The organism is Caulobacter sp. HMWF025 (assembly GCF_003060965.1).
Classification (GTDB): domain Bacteria; phylum Pseudomonadota; class Alphaproteobacteria; order Caulobacterales; family Caulobacteraceae; genus Caulobacter.
Genome location: NZ_QAII01000073.1, coordinates 5,360 through 15,528, shown reverse-complemented (window position 1 = coordinate 15,528; position 10,169 = coordinate 5,360). Strand labels below are relative to the sequence as shown.

Annotated in this window: 9 protein-coding genes and 1 pseudogene; 8 read left to right on the top strand and 2 right to left on the bottom strand. The window is 67.7% G+C overall.

The window, feature by feature from the left end; translation table 11 throughout:
- Positions 1-70: hypothetical protein (locus tag DBR10_RS19855; protein WP_233243336.1), on the bottom strand; the 70-nt coding region annotated here is incomplete at its 3' end.
- Between the two features lie 206 nt (positions 71-276).
- On the opposite strand from DBR10_RS19855, the gene DBR10_RS08975 reads away from it, so the two are divergent.
- Positions 277-2,778: an ATP-binding protein gene (locus tag DBR10_RS08975; protein ID WP_108505862.1), complete on the top strand. Its 2,502-nt coding sequence runs from the start codon at positions 277-279 to the stop codon at positions 2,776-2,778.
- Positions 2,779-2,798: 20 nt separating this feature from the next.
- Here the strand turns inward: DBR10_RS08975 and DBR10_RS08970 are convergent, their stop codons facing one another.
- A complete protein-coding gene (locus DBR10_RS08970) occupies positions 2,799-3,818 on the bottom strand; it encodes a serine hydrolase (protein WP_108556277.1) in 1,020 nt (339 codons plus the stop codon).
- Between the two features lie 90 nt (positions 3,819-3,908).
- On the opposite strand from DBR10_RS08970, the gene DBR10_RS08965 reads away from it, so the two are divergent.
- From DBR10_RS08965 to DBR10_RS08935, 7 genes and pseudogenes are all read left to right on the top strand, one after another.
- Entirely contained in the window at positions 3,909-4,706 is a 798-nt protein-coding gene (locus DBR10_RS08965; protein ID WP_108505864.1) for an RNA methyltransferase, read from the top strand.
- A 50-nt stretch (positions 4,707-4,756) separates the two neighbouring features.
- Positions 4,757-5,233 (top strand): nuclear transport factor 2 family protein, encoded by a 477-nt coding sequence (locus DBR10_RS08960; protein WP_108505865.1) that lies wholly within the window; start codon positions 4,757-4,759, stop codon positions 5,231-5,233.
- Positions 5,234-5,292: 59 nt separating this feature from the next.
- Entirely contained in the window at positions 5,293-5,730 is a 438-nt protein-coding gene (locus tag DBR10_RS08955; RefSeq protein WP_233243331.1) for a host attachment protein, read from the top strand.
- A gap of 80 nt (positions 5,731-5,810) precedes the next feature.
- Positions 5,811-7,094, top strand: coding sequence for a DUF1254 domain-containing protein (locus tag DBR10_RS08950; protein ID WP_108556276.1), 1,284 nt, complete (start codon positions 5,811-5,813; stop codon positions 7,092-7,094).
- Complete coding sequence (locus DBR10_RS08945; protein WP_108505867.1) at positions 7,091-8,335, top strand: DUF1254 domain-containing protein; 1,245 nt, start codon at positions 7,091-7,093, stop codon at positions 8,333-8,335. The genes DBR10_RS08950 and DBR10_RS08945 overlap by 4 nt, the downstream gene beginning before the upstream one ends.
- Before the next feature lie 3 nt (positions 8,336-8,338).
- The gene (locus tag DBR10_RS08940; protein WP_108556275.1) at positions 8,339-9,448 is read left to right on the top strand and encodes an S-(hydroxymethyl)glutathione dehydrogenase/class III alcohol dehydrogenase; all 1,110 of its coding nucleotides are present in this window, start codon (positions 8,339-8,341) and stop codon (positions 9,446-9,448) included.
- 155 nt (positions 9,449-9,603) lie between these two features.
- A pseudogene (locus DBR10_RS08935) lies at positions 9,604-10,169 on the top strand (alpha/beta hydrolase-fold protein); the annotation flags it as partial.

The following is a 10,169-nucleotide window of genomic DNA, read 5'->3' as shown; positions in this document are numbered from 1 at the left end:
TCCAGATGATCCGGGTCATTTCGTCGCCGTCCATGTCGACGACGGGGTTGGCGACTTTGATCTTGGCCATTGCGGGGTCTTTCCTCTCGCTGTGGCGCGCCTTGTCCGAGCTGGCACACAGGGCCAGTTCGCGGCGCGGACGAGGTGGCTATAGACTGTTGCGCCGGACTGGAAAAGCGCGTCGATTAGACCTAGGGCAGGTGGGGCTGCGTCACGCGCGGGAACGCGCTGTGACCTAGGAGCCTCCGGGGGCGGAATTCAGGGGCGGATCGGGTTTTGAACAGTCTGCGACCCATCAGCGAAGTGACCGCGCCCCTGGCGCGTCGCCTGTTGCTGATCGTGGCCGTCCTGTCATTCGCCGTCACCGGAGTCGCCACGGCTGTGGCCTTTGTCTTCGTTCAGAAGAGCGCGACCGACACCCAGATGCGGCATCTGGCCGAGTATGTCGGCGAGCGGGTGAAGACCGAAGACCGGCTGTTCTCTGACCTCGTCAAGGTCCACGACGCGGCCGGCCAGGCTCTGACCCGGCGCCTTGAGAGCCGCAGCGCCAGCGAGGCCGGGAGGGAGTTTGCCGAACTCTTTCCCGATTTCGGCGACGGCACCCGCAGAACGGCATCGCGGCTGTATGACGGGGTGCGACAGGGCTCGGGCTATGTCTATGGAATCGGGGGCTTCCTGCCCGACGCCAAGACGCTCCGTCCCGCTGACAAGGCGCTTTTCGCGTCAGCGCTGGAGGTTGTGGCCAGTACGGGCGAAACCGAGATCCATCACTACGACAACTTCTACTTCTTCACGCCCGAGACCCGGATGGTGATGTTCGGCCCCAAGCGGGCGGACAGGCTGCTCTACTATCGGCGCGATGCGCTTCCGACCCTGGATATCCGTGGCGAGGAGATGACCCAGATCAGTCTGCCGGCCGCCAATCCCGGACGGGGGATGAAGTGCACCAAGCTTCGCCGGCTGATCTCCGACCCAACCGGCCGCGGCCTGACCGCCGGCTGCATGACGCCCTACTATTTCAAGAACCAGTTCATGGGCATCTGGGGTACGACCCTGTCGCTGGATTCCTACCTGCTGCGGGCCGTGGGCGAATCCCTGCCCGGTGGCACGAACATGATCGTCACCGACGCGGGCGAGCTGATCGCCGCGCCGGGCCTGGCCCGCAAGGGCGTGGTCGAGATCGCCCGGCTGCGGCAGCTTGAGGCCGAAACGAAGGTCGCCGACGTGATTCGCCAGATCAAGGCGACCGGGCGTGACATCGGGGCCATCCGGAGTGCGAAGGGCGACCAGGTCATCGCCTTTGGCCGGCTGAAGGAGCCCAACTGGTGGTTCCTGATGACCTTCCCGTCGAATGACGTCGTGCTGTCGTCGATCAAGACCGCCTCCTGGGTCCTGCTGTTCGGGGTTCTGGGTGTCGTGATCCAGGTGCTGCTGCTCTACCGGGTCATCAGTCGCGAGGTGGCCTGGCCCCTGGGCGTGCTGGCCCAGTCGCAGCGGACCCGTGATCCGGGCGAGGCCCTCGTGGTCGAAGGCCGGCATGACGAGATCGGGGCCCTGGCGCGAACGCTGCGACAGCAGCAGGAGGGCAACGAAGAGCTGTTACGCTCGCTCGAGGACCGGGTTGCCGAACGCACGGCCGAACTGGAGCGGGCCAACCAGGCCAAGTCGCTGTTCCTGGCCAATATGAGCCATGAGCTGCGCACGCCGCTGAACGGGGTCATCGCCATCGGCGATCGCCTGGCCGAAGAGGAGGAACCGGCCGTGCGCCGCGACCTCGCGGCCCTGGTCACCTCGTCGGGCCGACTGCTCGAGCAGGTGCTCAGCGATATCCTCGACGTGTCCAAGATCGAGGCCGGACAGTTTCAGCTGACTCCCGCTCCGTTTGACCTGGAACGGCTGGTCGCAGGCATGGCCGAGCTGCATGCGGCCGCCGCGCGGGCCAAGGGTCTCACCCTGACCTGGTCGGTCGATCCGGAGGCGGCGGGCGTCTATCTGGGGGATGCGGGCCGGATCAGCCAGATCCTGTCCAACCTGCTGGCCAATGCCGTGAAGTTCACGGCCCACGGCACGATTTCCCTCACCGTTACGCGTCCGGAAGAGGATCTGCTCTTTGCGGTGGCGGATACCGGCATCGGCTTCGATGACAAGGTGCGGGAGCGCCTGTTCAGGCGCTTCGTCCAGGCGGACCAGTCGATCACGCGTCAGTTCGGCGGCACAGGTCTGGGCCTGTCGATCTCGACCGCCCTGGCCGAAATGATGGGCGGGGTCATTGATGCCCGGGCCGTGGTCGGAATGGGCGCGACCTTTGAGGTCAAGCTGCCGTTGCCGCGGTCCGAGATGCCTGAACCCGATCCGGCCTTCGAACCCGGGGCAGATCTGTCGCTGGAGGGCCTTAAGGTCCTGGTTGCGGAAGATCACCCGACCAATCGCAAGGTTGTCGAGGTGGTTCTGGGGCCGTTCGGGGTCGAACTGACCATGGTTGAGGACGGCGAGGCGGCTCTGGCGGCCTTCGAGCGCCAGCCTTTCGACGCAGTCCTGATGGACATGCAGATGCCCATTCTGGACGGCCTGTCGGCGACCCGGGCCATCCGGGCCCGCGAGGCGTCCCAGGGCGGAGCGAGGGTGCTGATCATCATGCTCACCGCCAATGCCATGGAGGAGCATGTCCTGGCGGCCCGATCGGCGGGGGCTGACCTGCACATCGCCAAGCCCCTGCGGCCCGCGCAGCTGCTGGAGGCCCTGGGCGGCGTCCGGGCCGCCCGGACACGCGCCGGCTGAGGCGGGCGGGACGAGGCCCGTCAGGCCCTGGCTTCCGCAAGGATCGTCCGGCCGACCTCGGTGATCAGGGCGCTGCGGACCTGATCCGATGCACTTGATGCGCCGAGAAAAGTCGCGACGACGAACTGGCGACCGTCCAGCAGGCTGATGATCCCGATGTCACTGGTTGCGGCCGCCATGCCGGGGTCCGGGCGGACATTGCCGGTCTGGTGGGTCAGGATCGATCCGGCGGGCAGGGCGGCGGCGAGGCGATCCCCGCCGGGCCGGTGAAGCGCCATTAGGCCCAGCAGCTTGCCCGTGGAGGCCGGTGACAGGAGCTGGCCCGCGCGCAGGGCGTCGAGAAACCGGACGGCGGCGAGAGGCGTCACCGTGTCACGGCCGTCGGTCAGATAGGCCTGCAGGGCCGCGCTTCGATCTTTCGGTTCCACGGCCAGCCTTTGACGCTCAAAGGCGGCCTCGCCTTTCCAGTCCGAGCGAAACGACGCCATGGCATTGATCTCGGGCTCGCGCTGGCGCGCATAGCGGTCGAGGTGGAGGCCGCTGATGTCCTTCAGTTCGAGCCAGGCGCTCACCGCCCCCGGGCCACCGATCCGCTTCATCAGCAGATCGGCGGCGGTGTTGTCGGCGGTCGAGAGTGTGCGGTCGACAAGGTCGCCGATCGTATAGGCCGTTCGTCCAGGCCAGGCCTCGGCGACGGGGCTGGGGGGCGGCGACAGGTCAATGTCCCGGACGATCACCGGCTCGCTGAGGGACAGCTTGCCCGCATCGACCTCGGCCAGCACCGCCGCCACGATCGCCAGCCTTGAGAGATCCTGCAGCGGGAAGGGCCGGTCGCCGTTGAAGCCGAGAAGCTGGCCGGTCTGGCCGTCCAGGAGCCCGACCCCGAGGACCGCCGGAGCGGCCCGGCCGGCCACCACCTGCAGGCGGCTACTCAGCCGGGCGGGATCGAACACCGGATCCAGCTGGCCCGCCATCGGCGGCTCAGCCCTGCACCCCGTCATCAGTCCGGCTGCAGAGATCAGGAAGAGACGTCGGTGCATGGGACTTTTCCGGTGGGTCAGAGACTGCGATCGGTGCGCGGTTGCAGCGGGGACTTGCGTCGGAACGCCCGGAACCGGCAAAGGGACCCCATGAACGCTCCCTTTCCTCCGCCTTGCGTGATCCTCAACGAGCCCCAGTTGGCCGAGAACATCGGTGCGGTCGCCCGGGTGATGGCCAATTTCGGGCTTTCCGACCTGCGTCTGGTGCGTCCGCGCGACGGCTGGCCGCAGGAACGGGCCTGGCCCAGCGCGTCGGGGGCCACCTGGCCGCTGGACGACGCCAAGGTGTTCGATACCCTGGAAGAGGCCATTGCCGACCTGAAACTGGTGTTCGCCACCACCGCCCGGCCGCGCGAGACGCGGCTGCCGGTCCTGACCCCGCGCGAGGCCGCGGCCCAGCTGTCGGCCGACGTGGCCCTGGGGCGGTCGGTAGGGCTGCTGTTCGGCGGCGAGCGGGCCGGGCTGGAAACCCACGACATCGCCCTGTGCCAGGGCATTGTCAGTATCCCGATCCACGAGCGCTTCCGGTCGCTGAACCTGGCCCAGGCCGTCTCGATCACGGCCTATGAGTGGATGATGACGGTCAATGACCGGCCGTGGGTGAAGTTCGAGCAGAACGTCGAGGACCCCGCCGATCAGTCCAGCCTGCTGGGCCTCTACGGCCAGCTGGAGGACGAGCTGGAAAGGGCCGGTTTCTACCATCCGCCCGAGAAGAAGCCCTCGATGGTCCGGAACCTGCGCGTGCCCCTGGCCCGCGCCCGGCTGACCGAGCAGGAGGTCCGCACCTTCCGGGGGGTGATCACAGCCCTGTCGAAAGGGCGGGGGCGGGTCCTGGCCAAGCTGGCGGCCAAGGCCGTCAAGACCGAGGACAGCGGTCAGGGTGATTGACCGGTCGGACCGGGACCCGCAGCGTGGGGCAAACCCGCCTGCGAGTCGCCATGCGCCAGACCAAAGCCGTCCTGCTCGCCGCCACCCTGTCGCTGCTGGGGGCAAGGCACGCCCTTGCCGCATCGCCCTGTCCGCCTGAGGCGTCTTCGGTCGAACCGGTCCGCCAGACCATCCTGACCGTCTATGATGCCCTGACCCGTGACGACAGCCGTGCCCTGGGCCAGCTGCTGGCCCCTGCCTTTCACGCCTATGAGAACGGCAAGGCGATGGAGGGGCCCGTCCTGACCGGTCTGATCCGCGACGCCCATGCCCGGGGCGTCGTCTATCAGTGGAGCCCCGAGGACTTCGACATCCATGTCCGCTGCGACATGGCCTGGGCATCGTGGGTGAACCGGGGCGCGGTCGGCGGATCGGGTGAAATGAAGCCGGTCAGCTGGCTGGAGTCGGCGGCGCTCAGCTATCGCGACGGCCGCTGGGTCATGGACTTCCTGCACGCCACCAGGATTCCAGAGCCGCCGAAGGGATGAACCGGCGGAGTTGATCCACATCATGTCGCCCGTGTTCCTGCGGGCGCAGGGTCACGGTCGTGAACCTTTGGAGTTTCGCCATGATCCCCGATGCCAAGACCCTGGTGGTTGTCGCCGACGGCCGCCGCGCCCGCCTTCTGGAGCAGCCGCGTCTCGACGGTCCCCTGCATGATCGTCCCGAGTGGCTGGCCGGCCTGAAGCAGCACCATGACCACGCACCGCACAGCCACATCCCCCATGACGGCGACCTGCGCGACCGCGCCGAGCAGCTGTTCCTGAAGGACCTGGCCCACAAGCTGGACGAGGTCGCCCGCGCCCACCCGTTCGACCAGATGATCCTGATCGCGCCGCCCCGGGCCCTGGGCAAGCTGCGCGAGGCGCTGTCGACCAACCTGGAGCGGAAGGTCACGGGGTCGGATCCGCATGAACGTCTGGATGCGACCCTGATCACGCTGCAGGACGTCGTCCACGGCGCACGTCATGCTGTAGCCGCCTGACGGATCTGCTCGAAATTTAGAGACAGGGACCGTGTCAGGAGACTAGCCTGCGCTACAAAAATGCGTGGGAGAGAACGCTGATGAATCGTCGGAACCTGCTGGTCATGGCCGGTGCCCTGGGTCTGGTACCGGCCGCTGCCCTGGGCCAGGGGAGCGATGCCGCCACCCTGGCGCGGGACGCTTATCTGTTCTCCCTGCCGTGGATCGAGATGGCCACGACCCGGGCCCGAGTCTTCAAGCGCGGGGCCCGACCCAACTCCATCTATCACCGCCGCAACCTCTCCGATCACACCGATCGCAGCGTGACGACGCCGAACAATGACACCCTCTATTCGCTGGCCTGGATCGATCTGACCAAGGGGCCGGTGACCCTGACAATCCCGCCCAGCGGCAAGCGCTATGTCTCGGCCGCCATCCTCAACATGTTCACCGACAACGACGCCGTGCTGGGCACGCGGCTCAATGGCGGGGCAGGGGGCGTGTTCACCGTGGTCGGGCCGGGCCAGTCGGCAGCGGGCGACAACGTGGTGCGGGTGCTCACCCCCCACGCCTGGATCCTGATCCGCACCCTGGTCGACGGTCCCGACGATCTGGCGGCCGCCCGCAAGGTGCAGAGCGGTTTCAAGGTCAGCGGCCCGAAGGTCGAGCGCCCCCCGGCCTATCTCGAGCGTGATGCCGAGCCCGAAGCCTATTTCGCAAACGCCCGGGCCCTGCTGGCCGCCGATCCGCCGCGTGCCGAAGACGCCGCCTTCATCCAGAGGTCGGCCGGGCTGCTGACCGAGGGTCCCTTCGACCGTGCCGCGATGGCGGCCGGGGTGGCCCAGGCCCGGGCGATCGCCAAGCTGGCCTCGGGCCGCGTCGCCTTCGTCAACGGCTGGTCCTATCCCAAGCCCAATCTCGGCTATCACGGCACCGACTACGGCTATCGCGCCATCGTCGCCCTGCAGGGTCTGGGGGCCCTGCCGGTGGCTGAAGCCATGTACATGAAGGCGGCCGGTGACAATAACAGCGGCCTGTTCAACGGCGACGGCCTCTACCGCCTGACCCTGCCGGCCCGGTTGCCGCTGGACGGCTTCTGGTCGCTGTCGATGTACGAGGCGACGCCGGACGGCCAGTACTTCTTCGCGGACAATCCGATTGACCGTTACGCGATCGGAGACCGCACGCCGGGCCTGAAGCGCAATGCCGATGGCTCGCTCGACCTGTGGATCAGCCGCACCGATCCCGGCGGCGAGCGCAGCGCCAACTGGCTGCCGGCCCCGAAGGCCGGGCCCTTCTCGATGACCCTGCGGACCTATCTGCCCCGGGCCGAACTGCTGGACGGGCGGTTCCGCTTCGACCCCATCGTTCAGGTGCCTGCATGAGTGACCTGCGCGCCGCCGCCCGCGAGGCCTTTCTCTATACCCTGCCGCTGATCGAGATCGCCGCCGTGCGGGCGCGGGGGCTGTCCGTCGGTTCGCCGATGAACGCCTTCGCGTCGATGCGCAACCTGGCCGACCATCGCGCCCGGACCGTCACCACGCCCAACAACGACACCCTCTATGCTACGGCCCAGCTGGACCTCTCCGAAGGTCCGCTGACCCTCACCGTGCCGGCCGGGGGCGAGCGCTATGTGTCGCTGCAGCTGATGGACGCCTGGTCCAACAGTTTTGCGGTGCTGGGCACACGGACGACAGGTCCGGATGGCGGGACCTTCACCCTGGTCGGGCCCGGCGACGAGGCGGATGTCGGCCCCGGCGTCATCCGCTCGCCAACCCGCCATGTCTGGGCCCTGGCCCGTATCCTGGTGACCGGGCCGGAGGATCTGGAGGCCGCCCGCCTGGTGCAGGCCGGCTTCACCGTCCAGGGACCGGCCGCGCCGCTGATGGCCGCCCATGCCCGTCGCAGCGATCCCTGGCCGGACTATTTCGCCAGTGCCGACCAGCTGATGAGCCAGAACCCGCCGCCGGCCTGCGATCTGGCCCTGTTGCGGCGGATTGCGCCCCTGGGTCTGGGGGGCGGGCAGTTTGATCCCGCAGCCTTCACGACCGAAGAAGCCGAGGCCATCGCCGCCGGACTGGAAGACGGGCGTCGTTCCGCCCGCTCGGGCGGGGGGCTGTCCGGCGAAGGCTTCATTGAGGGCTGGGCCTATCCGCGTGCCAAGCTCGGCGACTTTGGCCAGGACTACATGCTGCGCGCCGCCGTGGCCCTGGGCGGTCTGGCCGCCCTGCCGCTGGTCGAAGCCACCTATCTTCGCGCGGGCCATCAGGGGCAGGGCCTGTTCGACGGAACCCGCAACTGGCGCCTGCACATCCCCGCCGACCGGCCGATCCCGGTCGACTCCTTCTGGTCGCTGAGCCTCTATGAGGCGACGCCGGACAGACAGTTCTTCTTCACGGAAAACCCGCTGAACCGTTATGCGATCGGCGACCGCACGCCGGGTCTGGTCTGGAATGCCGACGGGTCACTGGACCTGTGGATCGGCCATGCAGAGCCCGCCGCTGACCGGGTCAGCAACTGGCTGCCGGCCCCGGAAGGTCCCTTTGCCCTGTTCATGCGCGCTTACCTGCCGCAGCCACAATTGCTAGATGGGGGCTACCGCCTGCCCCCCGTCGAGGAGATCTGAGTCGTGAAGACCCGCGCCGCCGTAGCCTTCGAAGCCAAGAAGCCGCTGGAAATCGTCGAGGTTGACCTGGAAGGCCCCAAGGCCGGCGAGGTGATGATCGAGATCAAGGCCACCGGCGTCTGTCACACCGACGCCTATACGCTGGACGGGCTGGACTCCGAGGGCCTGTTCCCCTCGATCCTCGGCCATGAAGGCGCCGGCGTGGTGGTCGAGGTCGGTCCGGGCGTCACCAGCCTGGCGGTCGGCGATCACGTGATCCCGCTCTACACGCCCGAATGCCGGCAGTGCAAAAGCTGCCTCTCGGGCAAGACCAATCTCTGCACGGCCATCCGCGCCACCCAGGGCAAGGGCCTGATGCCGGACGGCACCAGCCGCTTCTCCTACAAGGGCCAGACCATCCACCACTATATGGGCTGCTCGACCTTCTCGAACTACACGGTCCTGCCCGAGATCGCCGTGGCCCGGATCCGCAAGGACGCGCCCTTCAAATCGGCCTGTTACTGCGGCTGCGGCGTGACGACCGGCGTCGGCGCGGTGGTCAACACCGCCAAGGTCAAGCCGGGTGACAATGTCATCGTCTTTGGCCTGGGCGGCATCGGGCTGAACGTCCTGCAGGGCGCTCGCCTCGCCGGTGCCAACATGATCGTCGGCGTCGACATCAACCCCGCCCGCGAGGACTGGGGCCGCAAGTTCGGCATGACCCACTTCGTCAATCCCAAGACCGTCGAGGGCGACATCGTCGCCCATCTGGTGGCCCTGACCGACGGCGGTGCCGACTACACCTTCGACGCCACCGGCAACACCACGGTCATGCGCCAGGCGCTGGAAGCCTGCCATCGCGGCTGGGGCGAGAGCATCATCATCGGCGTGGCCGAGGCGGGGAAAGAGATTGCCACCCGTCCGTTCCAGCTGGTCACTGGCCGGGTCTGGAAGGGCACCGCCTTCGGCGGCGCGCGCGGCCGCACCGACACGCCCAAGATCGTCGACTGGTACATGGACGGCAAGATCCAGATCGACCCGATGATCACCCACGTCCTGCCGCTGGAAGACATCAACAAGGCCTTCGACCTGATGCACGCCGGCGAGAGCATCCGGACGGTGGTGACGTTTTAAGTCCTCAGCCTTCTCCCCTTGCGGGAGAAGGTGTCGCCGCAGGCGACGGATGAGGGGTCGCGCAGGCCTTTCCGAGAGGGCTTTCGACCCCTCATCCGACCTGCTTCGCAGGCCACCTTCTCCCGCAAGGGGAGAAGGATCGTTTGGGTTCAATAATGACCGTCGAAATCACCGCCACCCACCGCGTCCACGGCGGCACCCTGCGCTATTGCAGGCACGACAGCGCCAGCACCGGCACGCCGATGAAGTTCACGGTGTGGACCCCGGACGGCGACGGGCCTTTCCCGTACCTGGTCTGGCTGTCGGGCCTGACCTGCACGGAAGACAATTTCACGGTCAAGTCGGGCGTCTACGAGCACGCCGCCCGGCACGGCATCGCCATTGTCGCGCCCGATACCTCGCCGCGCGGTGAGGGTGTCGCTGACGATCCGGCCTATGACCTGGGGCAGGGGGCGGGCTTCTATGTCGACGCCACGCAAGCGCCGTGGGCCCCGCACTTCCGGATGTATGCCTATGTGACGAAAGATCTGCTGGAGGCCGTCGACGGCGCCTTCCCGCTGGACGGGTCGCGGCGCGGGATCTTCGGCCACTCGATGGGCGGCCACGGGGCCCTGACCATCGCCCTGCGCAACCCCGAGCTCTTCAGGTCGGTCAGCGCCTTCTCGCCGATCGTCTCGCCGCTGAACTGCCCGTGGGGCGACAAGGCCATGACCGCCTATCT

Bases quoted from the DNA above. Each gene is read 5' to 3' on its own strand.
- DBR10_RS08965 (WP_108505864.1), top strand. From the start codon at position 3,909: ATGAACGCTCCCTTTCCTCCGCCTTGCGTGATCCTCAACGAGCCCCAG.
- DBR10_RS08970 (WP_108556277.1), bottom strand. From the start codon at position 3,818: ATGCACCGACGTCTCTTCCTGATCTCTGCAGCCGGACTGATGACGGGG.
- DBR10_RS08945 (WP_108505867.1), top strand. From the start codon at position 7,091: ATGAGTGACCTGCGCGCCGCCGCCCGCGAGGCCTTTCTCTATACCCTG.
- DBR10_RS08950 (WP_108556276.1), top strand. From the start codon at position 5,811: ATGAATCGTCGGAACCTGCTGGTCATGGCCGGTGCCCTGGGTCTGGTA.
- DBR10_RS08960 (WP_108505865.1), top strand. From the start codon at position 4,757: ATGCGCCAGACCAAAGCCGTCCTGCTCGCCGCCACCCTGTCGCTGCTG.